This window comes from Cytobacillus sp. S13-E01, assembly GCF_029193815.1.
In the GTDB taxonomy this organism is placed as follows: Bacteria; Bacillota; Bacilli; order Bacillales; family Bacillaceae_L; genus Bacillus_BV.
The window spans coordinates 87,779-113,283 of the sequence record NZ_JARFVC010000007.1; the positions used below are offsets into that span (position 1 = coordinate 87,779).

General features: G+C 36.6%; 21 protein-coding genes and 2 pseudogenes. 1 reads left to right on the plus strand and 22 read right to left on the minus strand.

Annotated features, from left to right (window positions below; all coding sequences use genetic code 11):
• Nucleotide 1 precedes the first annotated feature (1 nt).
• The 14 genes from PY093_RS07210 to PY093_RS07275 all read right to left on the minus strand — a co-directional run bounded on the left by PY093_RS07210 (nucleotide 2) and on the right by PY093_RS07275 (nucleotide 12,278).
• Entirely contained in the window at nucleotides 2-1,009 is a 1,008-nt protein-coding gene (locus PY093_RS07210) for a TRAP transporter substrate-binding protein (RefSeq protein ID WP_275645209.1), read from the minus strand.
• A gap of 235 nt (nucleotides 1,010-1,244) precedes the next feature.
• Nucleotides 1,245-2,033, minus strand: coding sequence for a 2-keto-4-pentenoate hydratase (locus PY093_RS07215; protein WP_275645210.1), 789 nt, complete (start codon nucleotides 2,031-2,033; stop codon nucleotides 1,245-1,247).
• 3 nt (nucleotides 2,034-2,036) lie between these two features.
• A complete protein-coding gene (gene dmpG / locus PY093_RS07220; protein WP_275645211.1) occupies nucleotides 2,037-3,065 on the minus strand; it encodes a 4-hydroxy-2-oxovalerate aldolase in 1,029 nt (342 codons plus the stop codon).
• A 19-nt stretch (nucleotides 3,066-3,084) separates the two neighbouring features.
• A complete protein-coding gene (locus PY093_RS07225) occupies nucleotides 3,085-3,975 on the minus strand; it encodes an acetaldehyde dehydrogenase (acetylating) (protein ID WP_275645212.1) in 891 nt (296 codons plus the stop codon).
• Nucleotides 3,976-3,988: 13 nt separating this feature from the next.
• Nucleotides 3,989-4,768 carry a 2-keto-4-pentenoate hydratase gene (locus PY093_RS07230; RefSeq protein WP_275645213.1) on the minus strand — a complete coding sequence of 260 codons (780 nt, stop codon included), beginning with the start codon at nucleotides 4,766-4,768 and terminating at the stop codon, nucleotides 3,989-3,991.
• Between the two features lie 220 nt (nucleotides 4,769-4,988).
• A complete protein-coding gene (locus PY093_RS07235) occupies nucleotides 4,989-6,449 on the minus strand; it encodes an aldehyde dehydrogenase (protein WP_275645214.1) in 1,461 nt (486 codons plus the stop codon).
• A gap of 10 nt (nucleotides 6,450-6,459) precedes the next feature.
• Nucleotides 6,460-6,921 carry a RidA family protein gene (locus PY093_RS07240; RefSeq protein WP_275645215.1) on the minus strand — a complete coding sequence of 154 codons (462 nt, stop codon included), beginning with the start codon at nucleotides 6,919-6,921 and terminating at the stop codon, nucleotides 6,460-6,462.
• A 4-nt stretch (nucleotides 6,922-6,925) separates the two neighbouring features.
• The gene (locus PY093_RS07245; RefSeq protein WP_275645216.1) at nucleotides 6,926-7,936 is read right to left on the minus strand and encodes an amidohydrolase family protein; all 1,011 of its coding nucleotides are present in this window, start codon (nucleotides 7,934-7,936) and stop codon (nucleotides 6,926-6,928) included.
• Nucleotides 7,921-8,460, minus strand: a complete 540-nt coding sequence (locus PY093_RS07250; RefSeq protein WP_275645217.1) for a 3-hydroxyanthranilate 3,4-dioxygenase — start codon at nucleotides 8,458-8,460, stop codon at nucleotides 7,921-7,923. Before PY093_RS07250 ends, PY093_RS07245 begins: the two co-directional genes overlap by 16 nt.
• 33 nt (nucleotides 8,461-8,493) lie before the next feature.
• Nucleotides 8,494-9,051, minus strand: coding sequence for an NADPH-dependent FMN reductase (locus PY093_RS07255; RefSeq protein WP_275645218.1), 558 nt, complete (start codon nucleotides 9,049-9,051; stop codon nucleotides 8,494-8,496).
• 28 nt (nucleotides 9,052-9,079) lie between these two features.
• Nucleotides 9,080-9,616, minus strand: a complete 537-nt coding sequence (locus tag PY093_RS07260; RefSeq protein ID WP_275645219.1) for an FAD synthetase family protein — start codon at nucleotides 9,614-9,616, stop codon at nucleotides 9,080-9,082.
• Nucleotides 9,617-9,648: 32 nt separating this feature from the next.
• Nucleotides 9,649-11,124 carry a 4-hydroxyphenylacetate 3-hydroxylase family protein gene (locus PY093_RS07265; RefSeq protein ID WP_275645220.1) on the minus strand — a complete coding sequence of 492 codons (1,476 nt, stop codon included), beginning with the start codon at nucleotides 11,122-11,124 and terminating at the stop codon, nucleotides 9,649-9,651.
• Between the two features lie 386 nt (nucleotides 11,125-11,510).
• Entirely contained in the window at nucleotides 11,511-11,948 is a 438-nt protein-coding gene (locus tag PY093_RS07270; protein ID WP_275645221.1) for a PIN domain-containing protein, read from the minus strand.
• Between the two features lie 27 nt (nucleotides 11,949-11,975).
• Nucleotides 11,976-12,278 carry an AbrB/MazE/SpoVT family DNA-binding domain-containing protein gene (locus PY093_RS07275; protein ID WP_275645222.1) on the minus strand — a complete coding sequence of 101 codons (303 nt, stop codon included), beginning with the start codon at nucleotides 12,276-12,278 and terminating at the stop codon, nucleotides 11,976-11,978.
• 666 nt (nucleotides 12,279-12,944) lie between these two features.
• Between PY093_RS07275 and PY093_RS07280 the strand changes: the two genes are divergently transcribed.
• Nucleotides 12,945-13,583, plus strand: coding sequence for a Crp/Fnr family transcriptional regulator (locus PY093_RS07280; protein WP_275645223.1), 639 nt, complete (start codon nucleotides 12,945-12,947; stop codon nucleotides 13,581-13,583).
• On the opposite strand, the gene PY093_RS07285 is transcribed toward PY093_RS07280, so the two are convergent.
• The 8 genes and pseudogenes from PY093_RS07285 to PY093_RS07320 all read right to left on the minus strand — a co-directional run bounded on the left by PY093_RS07285 (nucleotide 13,580) and on the right by PY093_RS07320 (nucleotide 25,432).
• Nucleotides 13,580-14,170, minus strand: coding sequence for a Crp/Fnr family transcriptional regulator (locus PY093_RS07285; protein ID WP_275645224.1), 591 nt, complete (start codon nucleotides 14,168-14,170; stop codon nucleotides 13,580-13,582). The genes PY093_RS07280 and PY093_RS07285 overlap by 4 nt on opposite strands.
• A 227-nt stretch (nucleotides 14,171-14,397) precedes the next feature.
• Nucleotides 14,398-17,922 (minus strand): YhaN family protein, encoded by a 3,525-nt coding sequence (locus tag PY093_RS07290; RefSeq protein WP_275645225.1) that lies wholly within the window; start codon nucleotides 17,920-17,922, stop codon nucleotides 14,398-14,400.
• Between the two features lies 1 nt (nucleotide 17,923).
• Nucleotides 17,924-19,195, minus strand: coding sequence for a metallophosphoesterase family protein (locus PY093_RS07295; RefSeq protein ID WP_275645226.1), 1,272 nt, complete (start codon nucleotides 19,193-19,195; stop codon nucleotides 17,924-17,926).
• A 352-nt stretch (nucleotides 19,196-19,547) separates the two neighbouring features.
• Nucleotides 19,548-20,477, minus strand: a complete 930-nt coding sequence (locus PY093_RS07300) for an NAD(P)H-dependent flavin oxidoreductase (RefSeq protein ID WP_481769286.1) — start codon at nucleotides 20,475-20,477, stop codon at nucleotides 19,548-19,550.
• A 256-nt stretch (nucleotides 20,478-20,733) separates the two neighbouring features.
• Nucleotides 20,734-21,258 (minus strand): annotated as a pseudogene (locus PY093_RS21405) (IS4 family transposase); the annotation flags it as partial.
• 788 nt (nucleotides 21,259-22,046) lie between these two features.
• Nucleotides 22,047-23,411 carry an aspartate kinase gene (locus PY093_RS07310; protein WP_275645229.1) on the minus strand — a complete coding sequence of 455 codons (1,365 nt, stop codon included), beginning with the start codon at nucleotides 23,409-23,411 and terminating at the stop codon, nucleotides 22,047-22,049.
• Between the two features lie 214 nt (nucleotides 23,412-23,625).
• Nucleotides 23,626-24,195 (minus strand): annotated as a pseudogene (locus PY093_RS07315) (type 1 glutamine amidotransferase domain-containing protein).
• Between the two features lie 133 nt (nucleotides 24,196-24,328).
• Nucleotides 24,329-25,432 carry a metallophosphoesterase gene (locus PY093_RS07320; protein WP_275645230.1) on the minus strand — a complete coding sequence of 368 codons (1,104 nt, stop codon included), beginning with the start codon at nucleotides 25,430-25,432 and terminating at the stop codon, nucleotides 24,329-24,331.
• Nucleotides 25,433-25,505: the final 73 nt, after the last annotated feature.

Genomic DNA, 25,505 nt, shown 5'->3' on the forward strand with positions numbered 1-25,505 from the left:
ATTACTTGCGGAATGTATCTATGAATTCCTGAATCAACGGGTTAGTAGGCCCATATTTTTCATCAAATTGTTTAATATATGGAGCAAACAAAGCCTCATCAATCTCATAAATTTTCATTCCTGCATCACTTAGTGTCTTTTTAAATTCTTCCTCTTGTGCAGAACGAGTGGTTACAGCATAATCGGCAGCTGCTCTTATTGCTTCATCAATTATCTTTTTATCACTATCAGACATTTTCTCATAGGTTGCTTTATTCATCATTGCAACAGCAGGCCATACCATATGGTTTGTAACTGCACCATATTTGGCTACTTCATAATATTTGTTAGTAATAGTCGCATCTAAATCCATATCCATCCCATCAATTACACCTGTTTGTACAGCAGCATATACCTCAGGTAACGGTAGTGACTCAGGTGAGGCTCCCATTGACTTATAAAAATCCTGTAAGGGTGGACTTGGTGTAACACGGAACTTTAATCCTTTCATATCCTCTGGCTTTAAAACTTCTTTATCTTTGAATAACATCACTCGGTTTCCGGCAAATAAGTAATCTAAGCCTTTAATGTCTTGCTCATCTAAAGTAGCTAAGATTTTTTTTGCAACCTCAGTGTCACGTGCCGCATTAGCACTTTCTAGGTCTTTAAAAGCATATGGAGCAAACCATGCAGTAAATGCGTCTGCTCTTGAACTCAAATAAGCAGCCGTGATAAAGCCAAAATCAACTGATCCAGCTGCAATTTGTTGTACCATATCAGCTTCTGTACCTAGTTGGCTAGCCGGATAAATTTCTAGTTTCATTCTTCCATCAGATCGATTTTCTAGCTCTTCTTTAAACTTTTCTGCAGCCTTATTCCACATATGATCTGTAGGTGTTATATGAGCGAGCTTAAAGTTATACGTCTCACTTGAGTCAGATTTTGAGGCAGTGTCTCCGCCACACGCTGCGATTGTTAAAACTAGAGCAGACGTTAAAAGTGCAAACCCCCATTTTTTTATCTTTTTCATTTTATATACACCCCTTTTAGAATTGTAGAATCCCCCTATGTAAACGCTATCATTTAGGAAGGAAACACTCTTGTTTATAGTTTCGGTACAAGTTTAGTCTTAATCGAATTATAAACCTAAACACTATGAATAAGTGTTAAACAGTTAACATATTCTGTGATTTTTATCACCATATTTAGAATATTCAATATAAAATACAAAAAAGAAGGGCACATAGTGAAACAAACTACGTGCTTTATTTACATGCAAAAGATACACTACCTAATTCGGAAAATTGTACATGAATTGTATCTTTTGGTCCAAAGCTGATAGCTTCAGAAATAGCTCCGCTAAGAATAATATCACCTTTCTTTATTCCCTTACCTACTTCACCTAGCTTATTAACAGCCCAAGCAACAGATGTTGCTGGATGCCCTAAAACCGCCGCACTTGCTCCTACTTGTGTCACTTCCCCATTTTTAGACATAACCATACCCAAGTTGGCCAAGTCTAAGTCGGTTGGAGACATCCATTTACTTCCTATTACAAATCGAGATGAAGAACAATTATCTGCAATTACATCTGCTAGGGTAAACTTAAAGTCTTTATAACGACTATCAATAATTTCAATAGCAGGTGCTACATATTTTGTTACACGTATGACATCCTCTCCAGTGATATTAGTGCCTTCTAGATCTTCTGCGATAAAAAAGGCTATTTCCGGTTCAGCTTTTGGGTGAATCAGTTGGTTAAATTCAATTGGTTCCCATTCGAGAGCAAGCATATCATCTGTAAGATACCCATATATAGCTTCATGAACGCCCATCATCTGCTGTTTGGCCTTACTTGTTAAACCTAATTTCAAACCTATGGTGCGAGCACCATCTAGCTCTCTTCTATGAATTAACTTTTCTTGAATGGAATATGCTTTTGCAAAACTTAACTCTGGATATTTATCAGTAATCTTTATTACTTCTCGTTGTTCTTTTTCCGCAGAATATAAATATTCCACGATTTCCATATCTATACCTTGTGTTAAAGTCATCTTTTACACCTCCATTTTACGAGCTTTTGCCAGTTCTGCTGCTACATCAAGTATCATATCTTCTTGACCGCCTACCACTTTCCTTTTTCCAAGTTCCATTAGAATATCTCTTGAATCTAAACCAAAACGTTTTCCTGCCCGTTGCGCATGGAGAAGAAAACTTGAATATACACCAGCATAGCCTAAAACTAAACTACCTTTATTAATTTCTTGTGGACGCGGTACTAATGGCCCAACAATGTTCTCTGCAATATCCATCATTTTATAAATATCTATTCCTAGATTTACTCCCATTCGATCTAATACAGAAAGCAGTACCTCTGTTTGTGCATTTCCCGCACCAGCACCTAAGCAGCGAACACTACCATCAATTCTTGTAGCCCCCTCTTCAATAGCAACTAGAGTATTAGCAACGGCCACAGACAAATTATTATGAGCATGAAAGCCAACTTCAATATTTAATGCCTCACGTAAGGCTGAGATTCTCTCGCGGACCTGATTAGGCAAAAGAGCTCCTGCCGAATCTGTTACATATACCGCTTGGGCACCGTAGCTTTCCATTAACTTTGCCTGTTCAACTAATTTTTCTGTTGGGACCATATGTGCCATCATTAGAAAGCCTAAGGTTTCCATTCCTAATTCACGAGCTAAGCTTATGTGCTGTGCAGAAACGTCTGCTTCAGTAACATGTGTAGCAACACGTACCAATCCCGCTCCTAACGTATGTGCTTGCTTTAGTTCATGAACAGTCCCTATTCCAGGAATGAGAAGAACGGCAATTTTTGACTTCTTACTTTCATCAATAGCCGCTTCAATTAACTTCATTTCATCGACTAACGACCTTCCGTATTGCAGAGTAGATCCACCTAAACCATCACCATGACTAACTTCTATGTAGTGCATCCCTGCATTGTCTAATTCCCGGACTACACTACGCACCTGAGCTTCTGTATATTGATGTGCAAGAACATGGCTACCATCACGCAGACATACTTCAGTTATTTTAATAGGCTTGTCACTTTTACGTTCCATCTGTCTTCACCTAGCCTTTCTATCTAACACTATTTGCATTTTCCAGATTAAGCATTTGCTGTGCAAAATCCTCAGCGACTCGTGTAGCTGCTGCAGTCATGATATCTAAGTTACCAGCGTAAATTGGAAAATAATCTCCTGCTCCCTCAACTTCAATGAATACTGTAACACGGTTCTCATCAAATAATGGATCTTGTTTTAAGCGGTAACCAGGTACATACTGTTTTACAGTTTCGACCATGTCGTAAATAGATTTAGTAATCTCTTCTTTATTCATATTTTTCACTTCACAATAAATTGTATCTCGCATAAGTATCGGTGGTTCAGCTGGATTTAGGATAATAATTGCTTTTCCTTGATCAGCACCTCCCACTTCTTCAATTCCTCGTTTGGTTGTTATCGTAAATTCATCAATATTTGCTCTTGTTCCTGGTCCGGCACTTTTACTTGAAATAGTTGCTACAATCTCTGCATATGTTACGTCAGCCACACGATTTACCGCATGTACAATTGGAATTGTGGCCTGCCCTCCACATGTAATTAAGTTCACATTTGTTACATCTAAATTGGTCTGCATATTAACAGCTGGACTGACGAACGGGCCACTAGCAGCCGGAGTAAGATCAATTGCTAGTTTCCCCAAATCCTCAAGGATCTTCGCATGTCTTACATGCGTTTTAGCTGATGTAGCATCAAATACAATCTCTGCTAAATCAGGTCGATCGACTAAAGCTTGAATACCATTAGAAAATACTTCATAGCCTTTTTCTTTAGCTCGTTTTAATCCGTCCGAGTCAGGATCTATACCAATCATTGCTGTTAACTCTATTACTTTACTTCTTTCTAGCTTATACATAAGATCAGTGCCAATATTTCCTGAACCAATGATCGCAGCTTTAATTTTACTCAAAGTACCCACCCCTTTACTCAAATGTTACTGAAACAGAACCTAGTGGACCGAAATGAGCAGAAATTGTATCGCCTTCTTTAACGGTCAGTGCTGCGCAAAGAGCACCTGGTAGGATTAGTTCTCCCGCTTTAAGTGTTATATCAAATTCATGCAATTTATTTGCCAACCATGCGATAGCATGTGCAGGATGTCCAAGGGCCGCAGCTCCTGAGCCTGTTGATACCATCTCACCATTGTTGTACATGACCATTCCTAGACTCCGCAAATCTATCCCATCTATTTTGCTTAACTTACTTCCTATTACAACTCTAGCTGAAGATCCGTTATCTGCTACTGTATCTATTAATTTAATCTTCCAACCTGCGATTCTACTATCAATTATTTCAAGCGTTGGTACGATGTATTCCGTTGCCATCAATACATCTAAAAAAGTGACATTAGGCCCTCTTAAATCTTCTCCAAGTATAAATCCAATTTCTGGCTCTATTTTCGGGCTAAGCATATCACTAATCTTTACACTACTTCCATCTGAAACTCGCATATCATCCAATAAATGGCCATAATCAGGTTCATCTACTCCAAGCATTTTTTGCATTGCAAGGCTTGTTAAGCCAACCTTTTTACCTATAACAGTACGTCCTTCACTAACCTTTTTCTTCATTACTTCTAGTTGAATTTGATAAGCGTCTGTTACATTTAATTTAGAATATTGCAAAGTAAGTGGAGCAATTGCTTGTTTGCTTCGCTCAGCCTCTAAAAGATTTTCAACAATTTCATCCAATAGTAGATTCATATACTCACTCTTCTCTATTTGATCTGTTTTAATTAAGGAAAATAAAGAGTGACAATTAACACTCTTTATTTATCCCGCTTTAACGGGCTGTAATACCCCCACTTCAAAACCTAGAGTATTCGAAGAAGTAAAAGTGGGGGATAACTGCTCGTACAAGCCCGATAAGGTCAACTAACCATCAGTGGGGGATGAAAGAACCCCCCACTGATGGAAGTTTCCTTTATAGTTTCATCGTTATCGTTTTTGCCTCAGAGTAGAATTCAAAGCTATGGCGGCCGCCTTCCCTACCAATTCCACTTGCTTTTGACCCCCCAAATGGAGTCCTTAAATCCCTGTAGTACCAACAATTTATCCAAAGTAGTCCGGAATTTACTCGCGAAGCTACACGGTGGGCACGGCGAAGATCATTCGTCCATACTACCCCAGCAAGACCATAGATTGAATCATTCGCAATTTGGATGGCCTCTTCTTCAGTTTTAAACGGAATAACTACTAGGACAGGACCAAATATTTCTTCCTGTGCTACTTTCATCTTATTATCAACATCGTAAAGTACAGTTGGTTCGTAGAAGTTCCCTTCTTCAAATCCAGCTACTCTATTACCGCCAATTGCTAGCTTAGCACCTTCAGATATTCCAATTTGTACATACTCATCAACGGATTCTAAATGACCCTTAGAAACTAATGCACCCATATCTGTCTCTTCACTAAGAGGATCTCCAACCTTGATCTTTTTAACTGCCTTAACGAACTTTTCAAGAAACAGGTCATAGATGCTATCTTGTACTAAAAGCCGCGAACCAGCAAGACAGATTTCTCCCTGATTTCTAAAAATTGCTTCAATCGAACCTGCTACTGCCTCGTCTAAATCTGCATCCTCAAAAACGATGTTTGCTGATTTTCCGCCCAATTCAAGCGAAACAGGGATTAATTGAGTAGCAGCGTTCTGCATAACCGTTCTACCTGTTGTACTATCTCCTACAAAAGAAATTCGTCTAACATTAGGATGATTGGTCATTCTTGTACCCACAGTCCCCCCGGGTCCTGTAATGATATTTAAAACACCTGGTGGAAGTCCTGCTTCATTAGCGATTTCTCCTAACATGACCGCACTAAGTGGAGTATAGGATGCAGGTTTTACAACCACTGTATTTCCAGCAGCCAACGCTGCTGATACCTTCCAGGTCATTTGCATAAAAGGAAGATTCCAAGGAATAATTAAACTTGAAACTCCTGCAGGTGAATATTTGGAGTAAGACATATATTTAGAATGATCATAGTGTTCATGATTAATATAGTTTGCCATTTCTGCAAAAAAACGCAAATTTGCTGCCGCTCTCGGGATATCAAAACCCCGACTCTCTTTTATCGGTTTACCTACATCTAGTGTTTCAACTAATGCTAGTTCATCAACTCGTTCCAACACAAGACCAGACATCTTACAAAGAATCTTTGATCTTTCTGCAACTGGCATTTCACTCCAAATACCACTTTCGAAGGTACGCTGTGCAACCTTGATTGCATACTCTGCATCATGTTCATTCGCTTTTGCTACACTAGCTAGCTTTTGATTTGTTGAAGGATCAAATGTATCAAAGCTCTCACCCGAAATAGATTCCTTATATTCTCCATTAATAAAGAGTTTAGCGTCTTTAATTCCTTGTTGGCCAATCCGACTCATACTATACCTCCTACTCTTCTATTTCTATGACCATCTCAACTTCAACTGCATTATTATGTGGAAGCTGAGCCATTCCTACAGCAGATCTTCCATGCTTTCCTCTCTCACCAAATACTTGTACTAGTAAATCGGAAGCACCATTCATTACTTTAGGCTGATCTGTAAAATCGGAAGTACTGTTTACGAACCCAAGTATTTTTACAATACGCTTAACTTTATTTAGCTCTCCGACCTCTTGTTTTATTACAGTTAAGAGATTTAACATACACTGCTTTGCTGCTTCATAGCCCACTTCTATCGTTACATCCTCACCTAATCTACCACGATATTCGTCCGTGCCTTGGCCAGCGGTAAAAAGAAGGTTTCCTGTACGAACACAGCTTACATAATTCCCTGCTGACGCCCTAGGAGATGGTAAAGTTAATCCCATCTCCTCCAATCTTTGTTCAGGTGTAAGAACCTCATTCCTCATAGCTTCACGTCCTAACTTTAGATGAGATATTTAAGAAACGTAGAGCATTCATTCCTAACATAGCTTCCGTTTGCTCCTGTGTAAGTCCAAGTGTATCATCAATTACCTTTCCAGGTGGAACCTCTCTTAATAAAAACGGATAATCAGAACCCATAATTATACGTTCATGTCCAAAATTATCCAATAGGTATTTAAGATTAATTGGTTCGTTCACTAAGGAGTCAAAGTAGAATTTCTTAGCATAGTGACTTGGCGGCTGCTCAAGTAATCGTAAATGAGGCCATACTCTCCACCCTTGATCTAGACGTGGAAGAAGATAAGGTAAAGCCCCACCACCGTGTGCAAAGCAAATTTTTAAATTAGGGAACTTATCCATAACTCCGCCTAAAATTAGACTCGCACCCGCTAAAGCAGTTTCACTAGGCATTCCAACTGTATACATTAAATTGTGTCTAGGCATTCGTTCTTTCCCCAAGGTTTCCCAAGGATGAATAAAGAGAGGAACTTCCCACTTCTCTGCCATTTCAAAAAATTCAATAAAAGAAGGATCATCTAAATTGTTGCCGTTTACATTTGTGCCAATCTCAATCCCTTTTAAACCTAACTCATGCATACAACGATCCATCTCACGAATAGCGACATTAACATCCTGCATTGGTACCGTTCCTAAACCAATGAATTTTGTTGGATGCTGCTTTACTGTCTCTGCTATAAAATCATTCTGAATACGTGCTAGCAGTTCGGCTTCCTTAGCAGGTGCCCAATAAGAAAAAGTTACAGGAATAGGAGACAAGACTTGTATGTCAACACCTTCTCGTTCCATATCATAAATTCGTTTCTCTGGACTCCATACTTGGTCTGTGACTTCACGGAACACCTTGCCGGCAACCATAATATTAGCTCCACATGCACAAGTCCGTTCTAGTGTAGGCCATCTTTCCCCTGTTAATTGCTCAGTAAGCTCTGTGAAGTTCTCTGGAATGATGTGAGTATGAAAATCTACTCGCATTGCCATTCACTCGCTTCAGGAGGCATTTCATTTCCACAATGTTTGCACTTTCGAAGCTCTAAGCTACCGTTAAATCCAGCAATTGCTTCCTTAACCTGTACTTCAATATTTGTTAGTTGAATGGTAACTCTGTGCATTTCATGGTCGCATTCATCACAAAACCATACGAAATCCTCAAGCTCTCCATCTGCTCTATTTCGTTCGATAACTAATCCAATTGTATCGGCTACTCGGTGTGGAGAATGAGGTACACCAGCTGGAAGTAGGAACATCTCTCCTTCTTTGACTTCAACAACTTCACGTTTCCCCTCACCATTAATCACTTCTACGTAACAACTTCCTTGTAATTGATAGAAAATTTCTTCTGATGGGTCTACATGAAAATCACGCCTTTTATTCGGCCCGCCAAGCAACATGACCATTAATTCTGCATCCTTCCAAACGAGCTTGTTATTTACAGGTGGCTTAAGCTGATCCTTATTTTCCTCAATAAATTTCATTAGGTTGATAGGTAGAAATTTACTTTTCATAATATAAAACTCCCTTCAATTTTTAAATTGTGTTTAATCTGTTACCTCAGCATGATTCACTTTTAATGCTTTTTGCATGTGAACAACTTCTTCTGCCAAATTGGATATTCTATTTAAAACTTCAGGATCAACTAATTCATTTTTTTGATTGAAATGATCACCATTTACATAAACATAACTTGGTGCTACATAGGCCCTTAAGAAACCCGCAATTGGTTTTAATTGATTTTCAATAACTAAATAATGTTGATAAGTACCTCCATTTGCAACAAATCCCATTACTTTGCCTCTTAATGTAAGCGGATTCATTAAGTCAAATAAGTTTTTCAACACACCAGTAATAGATCCCTGAAAAATTGGTGTTCCAATAATATAGAAATCAGCAGAAGAAACAATCTCAATAACCTTTTTCGTATCTTCAGAATAATTTGCTGGGTCGCGTCCATCACAAAATTGCACATCATAATTCATCATGTCTAGATATTCAACCTCGATATCTGGATATTTTTGCTTAACTTCATCCAGAACTTTTTTAACTACAATTCCTGTTTTTGCGCCTATAATTGTTCCCGAAATACCTAATAATTTCATTCTATCTTTCTCCTTTCCTACTAAATTTCTATTCTCCTATAGGCCAGCCAAGAAGAGAGTTGGATAGATGAATATCTCCATTTGATATCAATTGACGTATTCTTGTAGATGAAATTCGATTGCCCATAGAACAACATACCGGTTGAGTAACTCTAACCTTAAAATATTGTTCAAGTAACGTGATATCTCCCACCCGGTCTTTGCCAAATCTGAAGTCTTCTCCGACTACAATTTCAATAGGATTAAGTTTTGATAGACATCCGATAAAATGATTGGCACTTCTTTTGGCATATAATTGATTAAAACTTGCAACGATTACATGATCCACTCCAAGTTTTTCTAGTTTAGATAATTTCTCAGTAATAGGAGTTAATATACTCGCTCCCTGGAAATACACACGAGGTGGAGGATCAAATGTATAAACCAGACTAGGTACTTGAAGAATTTTACTTCTTTCTACAACCTGCTTAATCACAGTTTGATGACCCTGATGGACCCCATCAAAAGCACCTATTGCAATATTTGAGCAGGGCAATGTTAAAGAAGTATCAAAATGTGCTTCCAAGTCATCCGTCTCCTCTCAATGGTGTAACCCAACTAATTATTAACTTTTTTCTCTAAAACACTTACTTTTAATGCTTCATCAACTAAATCAAGTGAACGTTGACGCTTATAATTGTTGTAGAAAATCCCTCTTTTACGTATTGGGTCACCAGTGTAATAGCGCTCATATTGAAGCAAGCGTTGACCAAATGCCTCTCCACATAGATCCCATGCTAACTTAAAGACACTAACTCTTTCTAGTGAGGATATTCCTTCTCGACCTACATAATATTTATCTATTTCATCTCTTAATGCCTCATTATTAAAGTCAGCACCTGTTGGCGACATCAATAAACCACCTGCACCGACAATTTGCATGACCTCAATTGCCCTAGGATACATTTTTGGTAATAGCCCTCTAATTGTTTCGAGTGCTACATAATCTGGCATAGCCTCGCCATATTCAGTAAACGTATGCTCATATTCTGCAACATTAAGTAATGCTCTAATAGATTCCACTGACTGAGCTAACTCAGCTAGGTCATTTTGTACATTTAAATATCCATCTACACCGATAGTGTCAGCTACTTTCATCGCAACCTCTGTAGCAAATTGAAGCTTTATCAAGCCTCTTACTCCAGATTGATGTGCTGGTTGTTGTCCTGCTCCAGTCATTGGATACAGCTTATTAGCAGCTTCGACATTGTTATATAAAAAGACTCTGTCCCATGGAACGACAACATCATCAAAAACTAATAAAGCATCCATTTCCTCGAATCTTGATGCAAGCGGATGATCATATAAAGAACGTGTGCCATCTTGCATCGGCTCACGACAAATGATACGAAGGCCCGGAGTTTCGATCGGAATTGCAAAAGCTAGTGCATATTTCTCATCTCCCGGAGCAAAGCCTGGGAAGGAATAGATAATAACTTCGTCTGTAATAGGTGCGAGTGTTGCTAACATTTTTGCCCCTCTTACTACTAACCCTTCTGAAGTTTCCTTTACGGCCCCTAAATGAGTATAGGTATCGTTTTGCTGGTGTGACGTCTTACTACGGTCATTTTGAGGATTAATAATTGCATGTGTTAAAAATAAATCATTATCACGAAGGTATTTATAATAATTTCGAACATTTTCGGCCCAATCCTTATTGTATTTTTCAAAGAACCAGGAATTATAATACATAGACGTTACAACTACATTTAAAAAGTCAGGTGTTCTACCCATTAAGCCAAAGGTTGCCTTTGCAAAAGCCTCAAAAACCGCTCTTCGTCGTTTTAAGTCATCAAAGCTCTTAGGTACCAAAAACGCGTTATTAACTCTTTCACCAGTTTCCTCACAAATATGAGTAATCTTCTCCTGGAATTCAGAATCATGCTGCATATCATACAACTTTGCAATCTCAAGAATCGGCTGTTTAAAGACAACCTCATCAAACATGTTCGTAATTCTTCTACCTGACAACCATACCTCCGGTTGACGTTTTTTTACAGCTTGAATGTAATCAGCACCTGTACGGATTCCCATACAATACCTCCTCAAGAATAGTTTTTAAATTTCTTAACTGAATTGTAATACTTTAGTTCGAGGATAACTGTAAGGTATTTAACGTAAATTCGGTTTTAATATTTAAAATAGTCAAAATAGTATAAATAGCCATTTGAACGATGATTATAGTAAATCACGAATGTGGATTATCCAAAATCAGACAGACTTATCCCGTGGAATCTTCCGTAGTTTTTTAAGATGTCAGCTATTTCCGAGAGCAAATCTAAGGGTAAATTTCCTTTTAGCCATTGTCGCTGAAACGAGATAAACGATAATTTTTGAATACACTGCCTTTAGATGTCCAAGTATCCAATAATTAAATCATAAAAAGACAAAAAAAGAGACAATTAGTCTCTAAATCTAGTTTAATCATTAGATTCAATTATTTCTTCAGGGGAATAAAATTCTCCTGGTAATCGTTTGAAATGCTTTTTGTTCCATGTAATAATGCTTTTTTGATTTTTGGATGCTAAAGTCGATAAATAAGCGTCTATAAAATCCACATTCATAGAATGATAGGCTTCAAGTGAAGATAGTAGTAATTCTTTTTCATCCACTTTGATTCCTGGGGACTCTATGATTTGTGAAAGCTTTGAACCAATTTCCTTCGGTGTATATTTATAACGTAAAGATTCAAGTACCCAGCAACATTCTGCAACAATGTGTGATGTAAGTATTAAGGTTATTTTCCCACTAACAACCTCTTTGAAAACTTTTAATGCGATAGGTGATTGGACTGGATCATCATTTGTAAGAAAACGAATTATTAGATTAGTATCTGCGTAAAATTCCTGAGTACTCATAAAATATAAAACCTCACTTCAAATTTTTTACAGAGGATCTCCTTGTGTTTTCTCGTCCCTAGCTCTACGTCTTATTGTTTCCCATTCAAGTACCGTTTCCTCTTTAGACGGCATAGATCCGAATAGAGAAAGTAATGAATCCTTCTTAATAGCTTTTAAAATTACTTCACCTGATTCATTTAAAGTAAACTCAATTTGGTCACCTGTACTAGCGTGAATTGCTTCTCTAATTTTTTGTGGTATGGTAACTTGTCCTTTTGAAGTTAAAGTAGACTTTTGGGATAATGAAACATAGGAATCTTCGCGATAAGACTTTGGTTGGTAAGCCATTTGTATTAATCCTCCCTTTAACTACAAGTAGTATTGATTAACTTCATACTTCTATGATAACACTGACATTCTCCTTATAATTTTTATAGTATACCCTTTTCACCCCTCTTACATACCATTATAGTATTACTGTTTATTTAAGTAAAGATATTATTCATGTCCTTACTTCAATTACACCCCTTACTATACACCTTCAATTTCTATAGCTTCCATAGACTCTAAGCTCAATACTACCAACGATTAACAACTATTATTTTATTGGTGCGAAAGTTGAGTTATTTTAATAAAAAAACGTAAGGGCTAATGAAACAAATATAGATCCTGAAGATGTAAATCGTTGTTCCTTTATCGTCAAAACACCTCTGGTTTACGTTTTTTTACTGCTTCAATGTAGTGAGCACCTGTACAAGTTACCATATAATACCTCCTTAAAGAATAATTATTTGAAAGTTCTTAACTAAATTGTGATAGTATATTTTGGCGCAAAGTGTAAGGTATTTAACGTATTTTTGGTTTTAATATTTAAAATAGTCGCAATAGTGAAAACTATTATAGAAATTTGTTACAAGATAAACTATGATTATAGTTAATAAATAAAGTTTAGATTGGTAAACAAAACTTACTATCTGTGCTAATGCATCCAGTAATATCAAGGGGGGTCATGGTATGGTTACATTTTATGAAAGTGTTTTTAATTGGGAGGAATATTTAAAGTTCGGAACGCGACAGTTCGTAAAGCGAAAAGGGTTTATTTATAAACAAGGAACTTGTGGAGATGGCTTTTATTTTCTTCATAAAGGTTTAGTAAGGATTGTTACTGCAACTGTAACAGGTAAAGAAAGAATGCTAAATATTGTTGTACCTAACCAACTATTAGGTGTTCAAGCGTTGGATCAACGAACTCATTTTACGACGGCAATAGCTGTTAAGGATTCTGTCGTCTATCATTTTTCATGTGAAGAATTTAAAAAATTAATTACAATACATCCAGAGCTATTTAAACAGTTTTCTCGCACCGTTATACATAAAATGCGAATTCTATTGGACGGAATAAACTTGAATGCGCTTACATCTGAGCAAAAAATAGCATTACTCCTACAAAACATTTGTGACGAGTTTAAAAATTACGAGGTTCCCTTATATCAACAAGATTTGGCAAGCTGTACAGGTCTCACGAGAGTTACCGTTTATAAAGTTTTAAAGAAATGGCAAGCGGCGGGCATTATCGAGATAAAAAACAGAAAATATTATATTAAAAAACCAGATTTCTTGAGAAATCTGGTACAGCAGAATATTTATAGTTAAGCATCTCCAATTTTATTTGCAATTGCACGTATCTTATCAGTGTCTATAATCACTATTTTGCGATTGCTAAGCTTTATGTATTCTAGCTGTTTCCACTTCTGAAGTACTTTATTGACGGTTATACGGGATGTTCCAATGTACTTTGCTAAAGCTGTTTGATTCATCGGAACATTTCCATTCTCCTCCACAAGCTTTAGTAAATAATATCCCATTTGTTGTTCAACTGGACTATCAATTAAAGAAATAATTTCTGCAAGTATTCTAAACTTATATATTAACGAATCTGTGTAAATTGGAGCTGCATCTGGATGCTCTTTACAAATAGCTGCCATTACCTCGTCTGAAAAGTAATAGATGGTTGATGGACATGTTGTTATCGCACTAGTTAAATAGGGTTCCTGCTGGACACCATGCTCCCCAAATAACATCCCTGGCGGAACGACATTTATGATACGTTCATCCCCTTTATCCGATAGAAGAGTGATTTTCATTTCTCCTTTACTTAAGTAATAAAAACCTCTTCCAGTTTCACCCTGTCGATAAATAATCTTGTTTTTTTCCGTCTCAAAACTTTGTCCATACTTCAAAAAAGGTTCCCATCTGTACCGAAGGTTTAACATACTATCACCTTTTTCTAGTGATTATTTTTTCTAGTGATTATTCTTTCTAGTACTGACTTTTTTCCATAAAATTCAATATAAGCATACCATTTATTTTCTGATTTTTCCACCAATTATATTTCCTTTGGTTAAATTACAACATGAGTATTATTCGAAATTAAAAGACGAAACCATAAGATTTCGTCTTTTAATAATTATACCATTATCGTTTCACTACTATTAAGTTCAGTCAGCTGATACTCATTATCTAATGCTATTTCCTTCATAATATCAACTAGACGAGAATGGTGAGTAAAGAAAATAATTTGGGTTTGCTTTGATAATTCTAGTAAAATTTTGAGAGTCTCTTTTGAACGAATATCATCAAAGTGAACGAGGATATCGTCCACGATAAATGGAATTGGTTCGTTTTCATTTGCATATATTTCGATGCTGGCTATTCGTAGTGATAAATAGAGTTGATCTGTAGTTCCATCACTCATACCATCAATTGATACTTTGTCACCATTGGCACGAACACCCATTAATATTGGTTGGTCTTTCTCATCATAATCCACTATTAATCCTGTAAAAGATTGCAGCGTTAACCTTGCAAATAGGTTACTAGCACTTTTTAAAATTGGGTCTTGGTTTTTATTACGATAGTGCTCTATCCCCTTTTGTAAAAGGTTAGAAGCTAGTTTTAACTGAATATATTGATCTGTGACGTTTGCAAGCTGTGCCAAAATACTAGCTTTCTTTTGCTCTGCCAACACAGATGACGTATTATTTCCTTGAATCTTCTCTTCGTACTCTTTTTTAACAACACCATGATCCTGTTCGCGTTGTGAGCGGGTTGATTCAATCTCATCTAGCTCACGCTTAATTTCCTCTAATTCCACTTCAAGACTATCATGTTCAATACTATCAGCTTCTTCAATTAAGTCTTTTAAAGACTGACCACTACCAATCTGGAGCAGCTCTTCCTCAATTACTAGAATTTTATTTTCGTATTCTTGCTTGAGTTTAAAGGATTTTTCAACTAGTTCTAATTCTTCAATATCGTTACAATTTGCTTGTTTCATTAAGCCCTTTAGAATCGTTTTTGCATCTTCAATCTCTTCTATTGCATCCTTACTACTTGATTGAAGCTTTTTTAGCTGAATATTTATTTCATTTATTTTTACTATATCCTGCTGAGCCTGTTGGAGTGTTGCATTTAATTGATTCACTACAATATCAGCATTTTGATCATCTGTATCTGTTGATACATGTTGAATAACAGCTTTCACTTTATTTTCAAAAAAAGTGATTTGCTTTTTTAAAGATTCTTGCTCTTTTTCAACTCTCTTTAGGCTATCATAGCTTTGAGAACAATTTTCATATTTAATTAGTAAGCTTTCGGCAACATTAACAGAAGTGATTTCCGCAATGTTTGTGCCTTGGGTTACTTTTATCCATTCATCACTCCAATTACTCACTTTTCTATCGATTTCTGTATTTTTCAACGCAATATTATTTACCTTATGCCTTATTCCAGAAATACCATCTAAGAGTCCTTTACGTTTGTTCAAATCATCTTGGATTCGCTTCTGATGTTTTTCAGCGATTCTTAACAACTCATCCACTGTTTTATCTTCATTAATATCTACAAAAAGTGACAGGGCTGAGATTAACGTGTGCTTATACTGTAGTTTTTTACTTTCTAACTCTCGTATGGTTACTTGTGCTTTCTCATATTCCTGAACCATCCCTTTTATTTGCCCATACTTTACTAACCATTCTCTCATCTCTTCAGGCGTTAAAGGGATTATAGTTGATGGCTTCCAAAGCTCATACCATGAAGCTTCCCATGTTGCAACTTCTTCTAGTAAACTGCTTTCCTCATGTTCTAGTTCAGTAATCTTACTTTTACAACTTTCAATATCAGATAATCTTTTGTTCTTTTCCCCAACCTTTGCCGCTTCGATTCTCATTTTATCTGCTATATGATCGGCATCTCGAACACTATCTTCATAGGCAGTTTCAATTGCCTGGCCCTTTGAAAAATCAACAAGTTGTTCATCACAGCTACCCTTTTGAAGCTTTGTACGAATCAGTTGCCATCCATGGTCACGACGAGTTCGAACAGTAGTAAGCTTTTCTTCAGATGGTATTTCCGTCATAGATTCTAGTTTACGAATTCCTTCTTCATGAATTTCAATCGATTCTTTTTGACTAATTATTAGTTCTCGCGTTTTCTGCAGTTTTTGCAGTAGGACGGAACGTTCCTGTTCAAATTTTTTTATCGTTTCAGACAATCCTGGAACCTTAACATTCATTAGCTCCTTGTATGTTCCACTCCATTGTTGGAGCTGCTTAACTTCTTCTTTTATTTGTTGTTCCTTCAGTTCGTTCTCAGCAATGAGAGTTTTGAGTGTTTCCTCTATTAGCCCTGCTCTCTTTACAGTATCAATTACGAGCTCTAGTTCTTCGATATCAGGATGATTAGGGATTAAATTAAGCTCTTCTTCTTTGGATTGTAGCTCTTTTTCAATTTCTTTTCTATCATTTTCATTTTGTTCAAAGGCCTGATCAAGTAAGGGCTTTTGTTTACATAGTTCACGAATTGTTTCCTTTTTTTCTGCTGACAAGCGGTACATATCGATGTTGTTGATATCCGCATGTAACGAATCAATATCTTTCATCAAGGAAAGGACTCTATCTTCTAGTAGCTTTCTTTCCCCTTCTAATCTAGGAATCTGTTCTACATTATTTTGATAGCTTTGGACCTCCCGGTATAGGGAATCGATTATCGTTGCTTGTTCAAGTAGACCTTCTGGAATCTTGATCTCAATTCGTTCTTTTTCTAAATCTCGATAATTGTCTTCAGCTTTCTTCTTTTCTTTTCTACCATTTTCAAGCCTTTGTTGGTTTACTTTACGAAGTTCTTCAATATCATCTGGTAAAATTGGAACTTCTCCAAGCTCAGAAGTTTTTTGTATTAGATCCCTTTGTCTAGCAATTTTGGGCATGGATAGCTTTACTCGTTGAAGCTTCTCTTGTTTACTCCGCAATACCTTCATCAGCTTGATCATTTCTTCAATTTCTTGTCTGCCCTCGTTATATTTTCTTTCAATTTCTTTCCATGCTTGAATTTTTAACTGATAGTCGGCTATTTCCTTTTTCAACTCTTTTTCTTCTTTTAGTAATTTATTAAGTTCAGGTGCAGATCCTCTTTTTTTATAGAGATCTCCTGATTTTTTCTCTAGCTCTTCAAACACCTTACGTAATACACTAATCCCTGAAGCAGCAGAGAATATGCTTTCCCCTAGATTACCTCCACTTTGAAGTAGACTTTCTCCTCCCTCACGAAGACGAACATGATCAAGAGCAAACATATTTAAGAAGTGTTTTTCTGAAATATCGTTTAAAAACTGGTTGACTGAATCTTCAGTAAGGGGTTCTCCAGTGACATCAAGCACCGTATTTTTATTCCCTTTTCGACGAATAAACTGCAATGTGTCACCCTTTGAATTACTCAATTGACCCTCAATTCGCAGTTTGGCATTACTATGAAGGAAGGAATCATTCGTTTGCTGTGGAAATCCATAAAGGAAATGTGTGATAGACCTTAGTGCTGTACTTTTACCGGCCTCGTTAGGTCCGTATATAAGATGGAAGTTCTTGGCTTGCTCAAAAAATAGATCATAATCTGTAAAATGACCGAATGCACGTAAAGTTAAAGAGTCAAATCTCACTTTATCCTTCCACCTCCGTCTTCGTTAAATAATAAAGGATCAAATCCTCCACATTATCTAACCGTTTCTTAATCAAGTCAGAGTCATTAAAATTATATCCATCTTCACCGTGTCGCAATTCGTATGGCATGGCTTGGTGAATATCTTGGAACTCTAATAGTAATTCTTTTAAAGTGGCCTCATCCGTTGCTATCTCCTTGATAAAGTCTAATATGACAGCAACAGGTGTATGTTGAGCCTTTAATTCCTCGACATTAACCTGACGTGAAGTCTCAATCTTAACCTTTTCAACCCAAATGTCTCCTAGACCAACTTCTAAAGAAATTGATCTAATATTGTTGATAAAATGGTCTTTGTCTACGATAAGCTCCTGGTGTACTCTAGTTGCACCATGAATTCGAAATCTCACTGCCAAAAATCGGCCATTTACTTCTTGGAGTTTTCTCTCTAACGATATTCGTGCTTCATCGATTAGCTCATCAAGACTATCCACTTCGCTTGCATCAACTTCACAAAGCTCCCATCGTAGGACATCAAGTGAGAGATGAGTAATAGATTCGATTGCCCCATCCCAGACACATACTAGAGTACAACCCTTATCACCTGTTTCCTTACTATGTCTCCCTTGAATATTACCAGGAAATAAAATAACAGGTTCTTTTTCATGAAGAATCTCACGTAAATGAATATGACCTAATGCCCAATAGTCATATCCTTTTTCCCTCATATCATCAATTGAACATGGTGCATAATTTTCATGCCCTTCTCGGCCGGTCGCACTTGTGTGTAGAATACCAATATTCACATATCCTTCTTTACGTCTGGGGTAGTTGTTAACGAGGTTTTCTTCAACAGATCGTGAGGCGAAGCCTTGTCCATGAATCGCAATTCCTAGGTCATCAAGTACATGTGTTTCTGCTTGCAAAACAGAGAACTCTATAACATTATCAGGAAGCTTTAATTCCCTAGTTATTAAACTAGCTGCATCATGGTTTCCACGGATTAAGAATACTTTAATCTTTTCTTTTTGTAAGCGAACCATTTGACTTGAAAAAAACAAGCCAGTATTATAATCCTTCCAGTCACCATCATATAAATCACCAGCAATAATGATAAATGAAACCTGTCTCTCAATAGCTGTATCTACTAAATTCTTAAACGCATCTCGTGTAGCACTACGAATTTTATCAACTGGCGCCCCCTCATATTGCTCCAGTCCTGTTAGCGGACTGTCAAGATGGATATCAGCAGCATGAATAAATGAAAATGACAAGCTTATCACCCCAAATAATTTATTACTTACAAATTCTAATAATTTGATAAAAACCCTTTAAATCTCGAGAATATTATACTTCTCTTATTACAGGATTATTGTTGAAAGTTAATCTATTTATCTCTTTCTCTATTCTATCCTCTTTCATAGTAGAGTATCAAGTTCGCAAGAAGCGAAAGTGTTGATATATAAAGGTTTGGAGTATTTATAGTATTTTTTGGAAAACAAAATTAAACCAAAAAGCTCCTGAATTTATCTAGGAGCCTCATCTGAACGTCACCATTTTTACAAAGGTCTTCTTGTATACATAAATAATTATCTTTCGAGCTGTCTTATCGGAATGGTATCATTTTCAACAATTATATGTTTCCCCGTACTCTTTCGTTATATTATCGATAATGGTTTGAACTGGTAGAATTTCATTTATTTCATGAACTCTAGAACCCGCAAAAACTAATCCATTCTCCACATCTCCATCGATAGACTTTACCAATGAATCTAATGTACAAAAACGATAAGAACAATTTTTAAGGCAATTGTAGCAATGATCTATTTTCAGCTTTCCGCCTCCGCTAATTCTATCTGTAAAACTATTACGGATTGCTCTGCCTTGAAGTCCAACTGTAGTCGTTACTAAAACAGTATCACCATCTTTGCAGTCAATATATTTTTGTTTAAAAGCACTTGGTGCATCACACTCTACACTTGCTACAAATCGAGTACCCATTTGGACACCTGAAGCTCCCATTCTTAGGGCTTTAGCTATATCTTGTCCAGTTATTATACCACCAGCAGCTATAACAGGGATATCAACCGTTTCTACTACTTCGGGTAAAATATCAAATAGGGGCCTCTGCGTTCCTAAGTGGCCTCCAGCCTCAAATCCTTCTACTACTACTGCCGATGCTCCTAATCTTTGTGACATTTTGGCTAATTTAGCTGATGAAACGATTGATATTACAGGAACATTATACTGCCTCCCCCAGCTGTACATATCTCGAGATATACCTGCTCCGGAAATAATGAAATCTACTTTTTCTTCCATTGCAGCTTTAATCGTTTCTGCAAAGTCGCTCATTGCAAATAAAACATTTACCCCGATATATCCAATGCCTTTGGTTAGTTCTCTTGCCTTACGAATATGGGACCTTAGTTCCTCAATAGGAATACCAGTTCCGGAAATAATCCCGATTCCACCAGCATTTGCAACGGATGAAGCTAGACCACTTAAAGAAACCCTAACCCCCATTCCTCCTTGCATAATTGGTACTCTTGGTTTCATGTGTGCAATTTCTAATTGTGGAAATTTCAATTATAATGCTCCTTATCTATCGCCAATTTTACCCAAACCGTTCTTAAGGTAAGTTTAAATTTAATTCTACCGTTAAATTCCAAATTTTAATGTTATTTAAATCACACAAAAGGGGTAAAGAATAAATAACTTGAGTTTCGCACCCTTAATAAACAGGATTTTCTAACTCATAATCCTGCCTAAACCCTTGTTATATAAGGCTTGTCTATTATTCCATTTTAATTGCCTATGCAGCTTTATCCTTTTGAAATAATTGTTTACCTAAATATGATTCTTCAAATAGCTCCCTTTAGAAATTAATATTCTGGGGAGTTTTTGAACTCTTTGATGTCGACCGTTCCAGAGTCTGCTACCTGCCGTGATCAATACCTGCAGAAGCTCCTCGAACATATCCCATAACCTTTCGGCTAATCATCTCGTCTTTGACATGTTCAAAATAGGCCTCCAAGTGTCTCATAATCATTGATCCTGCGAAAATTGGCAAGAAACACATAGAGGATATAGGTGGTGGTCACATGGCTAATTTGGGCGTCAAAATCCTGGGAATTTCCAAACTTCAGATATTGGTTGACCTCTCGAAAGAAGACTTCGATCGTCCAACATTTCCAGCATCGCTAGAAAAGGCAATGAAGTGTCTGTGGATAGATGCAGTTTCCAATCTTTTTGATATGGAAATCGGCAGAAGTATAATTTCACTTCTCCCAAACCTTAAATAGTCCACAATAACCTCAAAATAACGGGTGTTTCTTTTGCTAAAGGGTTCCGTTTTGAGGTGGAAGTCCTATAAATTACAATGAAAAAGGCGTGCAATCTGACAACATATTTGACATCTCTTTGACACCCATAAATAAAAATATAGAGCGAACCCTCAAGAACCAAGAGATGAGGGAATCAGCATGGTTTAATAAATAAGCGGAGAAATTTCTCTTAATTACGAAATAGCACTTAAAATAGCTTAAATAGGCGGAAGGATTCCGACTATTTCCACAAAAAACGTCAAAATGGATCATTTTGCATTGCTTAAGCGGAAAACCTCCGCTTATATACCCCGAACCAATCCTTATTACGCAGTTTAACCGGAAAATCTCCTCTTATTTTAACGATCACTGGTTACTAAATTTAGGAGATGACTTCTGATTTATATGGAAATGTGTAAGAATTGGCATCCCAATTGACACTTAATTTTGAGTGTCCAACAAGCATTGTCCTTTAAATTTATTTTGTCATTAGTGGTTTTATTTTACTATAAGTGGTATTATAAATCCCTATATAAAAGGAAAATGGCATACGTCGATTCGTATGCCATTTCTAATGTCAATTTTCCGTTATGTACCTCGAAACACGAATAACAAGGTAATAACCTCCGTCACAGGGTAACCTTCCTCCTTTTTGAAGCCAACCTTGTGACAGAGGGATTTGTTTAGTACAGTGATATTTAATATTTAAAAATCAAGTCAATCTAAAGTATTTGTTTCAGTCGACTATTCAAGATTTTTTATTAAAATCAATTAGACTTAATAATAATGTGATACTCCACAGCTACCTAACCAAAACCCGTACAAAAAACTCTTCATATAAAGCTTGAACAGCTCGTATTTCATCGATCTCTTTAACGCCAAACATCATACTTACTTCTGAGGATCCTTGATTGATCATTTCAATGTTTATTCCATTTTGCGCCAATGCCTTTGCAGCTCTAGCAGTTGTTCCAACATTATGTCGCATTCCTTCACCTACCACCATGATAAGGGCAAGGTTATGTTCGAATTTGACCTCATCTGCAAGAAGCTCATGTTTGATTATATCTATTATTGTTTGTTCCATTTCTCTATCAATCTGTTTTTGTCTTAGTATGATTGATAAGTCATCGATACCTGAAGGAATGTGCTCATAGGACAAACCAAACTTTTCTAGGATGTGTAGCAGCTTTCGCCCAAACCCTATTTCTCTGTTCATTAAGTATTTACTGACATAAATGCTACAAAATCCTTTATCACTAGCAATTCCAATGACAGGTCCATTTTGGTTATCTCTTTCATTCACTATCTTGGTTCCAGGTGCAGATGGGTTGTTAGTATTTTTTATTTTTACGGGAATGCCCGCACGGAATGCCGGAATAAGTGCTTCCTCATGAAAAACAGAAAATCCAGCATAAGATAATTCACGCATTTCACGATATGTCAATTCACGAATTTCCTTTGGGTGTTGAATAATACTTGGATTTACAGAATAGACCGCATCAACGTCCGTAAAGTTTTCATATAGGTCTGCTTTAACTCCCGCTGCTAAAATAGATCCAGTAATATCAGAGCCACTGCGTGAAAAGGTAATAATGTCACCCTTCATGCTATAACCAAAAAATCCTGGTATGATGACTATACCAAAACGATCACGTAGTGCAAATAAGCGATCATATGATTCTGGTAACACTTGAGCATTTCCAGGCTCGTCACTCACAAATAACCCCGCTTCTTTTGGATTTACGTAGTGTGCTTCTTCGCCCATTTGCTGAAAATACTCAGACAATAATTTAGCAGTATTATCCTCACCACTTGCCTTTACAGCATCCAAATACTTTGTTGGATTACTTTTGTCACTATTTAATACACTTACTAAATCACTATAAATTCTTTCTATAATAGAATCAGAAAGATTAAGCTCTGTAGCTATATCAGAGTATCTTTGAATAACGGCATCGACTAGTTTTTCTGCTTTTTCATTTTGTAAAATTTGGTTCGCACATGCGATTAATAAATCAGTAACCTTTATATCCTCGGGATATCGTTTCCCAGGAGCTGATACAACGATAACTTTTCGACTAGGTTCTGATCGAACTATATCAAAAACCTTCCTAATTTGTTCTGCTGAAGCTAATGATGTACCACCAAACTTTACAACTTTCATTTCGACATCTCCTAATTTTTAAATATAAGTGAACCTTTAATTATTTTGGACTAACTGCCCCTTAAGCAAGGAATAAATCTTATTATCACTCTTTCATGGGTAATAATCAAGGATTTTCTTTTCCTTGCATACAAATGTTATTTCCAAATGAACAGTAAGAGAAAAATCCTTAATCCAATATTACTTTTTGGTCTAAGGATTTCTTCTTTATATTTTATTTACTTAATACTTTAATAAATTCCCTCATATAATCGGGCAAATCAGGTGGACGACGGCTAGAGATTAGATGTCCATCAACAACAACAGCTTCGTCCAACCAAATTGCTCCTGCATTTGTCATGTCGTCTTTTATACCGGGTGTGCTTGTTACTTTTTTACCTTGAAGGATCTTAGCTGAGATCAACACCCAGCCCGCATGACAGATTTGACCTATTGGCTTTTGCTGTTCATTCATTGTTCTTACCATATCCAACACATCACCAGATCTTCTTAACAGATCTGGTGACCAACCCCCTGGCACTAATATAGCATCATACTCATTTGGATCAATGTCAGTAAAGGCTAGGTCTGAAATAATTAGAACACCATATTTTCCCACGTATTTTTCTCCCGCTTCTTTCCCCACAATATGGACCGTCGCACCTTCTTCTCGTAGCCGTAAAACTGGATACCCTGACTCACTCCACGGGGCAAGCCCGCGTGGTTTTACGGGCTATTTCCATAACTCCAAATCTTCAAAATCACTACTTACGATTTGGATAATTTTTTTAGATTGTAATTTCAATTCATTCTCTCCTCTATGTTCTAATTTGAAAAATTCGGTTTAACGATGAACCAAGATCAACAATACGGTTCCCTTTATATTTTATTGTAAAATTTACGCCCTACTTTGTTATTATAGAGAAAATTTTTCTCAGTTAAACAAAATCAACATCAATCTGCAATATTTCCGATCTGCTACCTATACGAATAGGTGGACCCCAAAATCCAAATCCTGATGATACAAATGCATGGAGCTGTTCTTTTTTTAGATAGCCCCAATCTAATTCATACATTTTTCTAGTTATAAGATGGTTTGGAACCATCTGCCCCCTATGTGTGTGTCCTGATAATAGAATGTCAACCCCGTTCTCTTGAGCTTGTCTTAACTCAAATGGTTGGTGATCCATTGCTATAATAGGCAACGAGTTACCTATACCCTCAAGTAGATTATTAAAAGACTTTCTTTTTCTGTCCGTTTTGTCATTTCTGCCTACAAGGTAAAACGTCTTCTCAATTGTTACAACTTCGTCCATCAAAATAGTTATATTATTTTTTTTCATTTCTTCACTAAATGCAAATAGATCTCCACCATAATATTCGTGGTTGCCAAGAACACCATAAACACCAAGGGGAGCTTTCAATTCCCTCATTATCAGCCCCATTTGCTTTTCCACGAAAGGCTTAAGTTCATCATCAATAATATCGCCTGGTAAAAGAATGATATCAGGCTTTATATCATTTACATTCCGAACTAAACGCTTTACATGAGATACTCCTGATAACCTCCCAAAGTGCATATCAGAAGCAACAGCGACTCGAAGGGAATTTCTAGTACCATGTTTTTTAGGAACTGTAATCTGATACTTTCTCACAACCGTACTGTAAGCATTAAATATTCCATATGTGAAAATAACAAATAATAAAAGTATTACTACTATGCCAGTCCAAAAAATTATATTTTCTAATGCAATCGGTAAAAAATGGAGAAGGAAAACAGAAATATTAGCGATCGGAAATATCACTAATCCATACTGAATAACCCCAAACCATATCGATCCTATTGGACGGAAAAACGAAAGATATTTGCCACCCCTTGCAATAAGATATGAATATGAAATGATGAAATAGATCAGGGAAAAAATCCAAGTGCTTTGAAACCCAAAGGCAACCTTTAGCCATTCCCAAATATTCCACCCTAAATAGAATAATAGGCTGTTAAAAATTACTAGTATAATGACGATTTGAAGCATTTTTTTCATCCATCTATCTCCTTAAAACTATCGTTATATTAAAAATGTACATTCATAGTTGGGATATCAGTCACTTTAACCC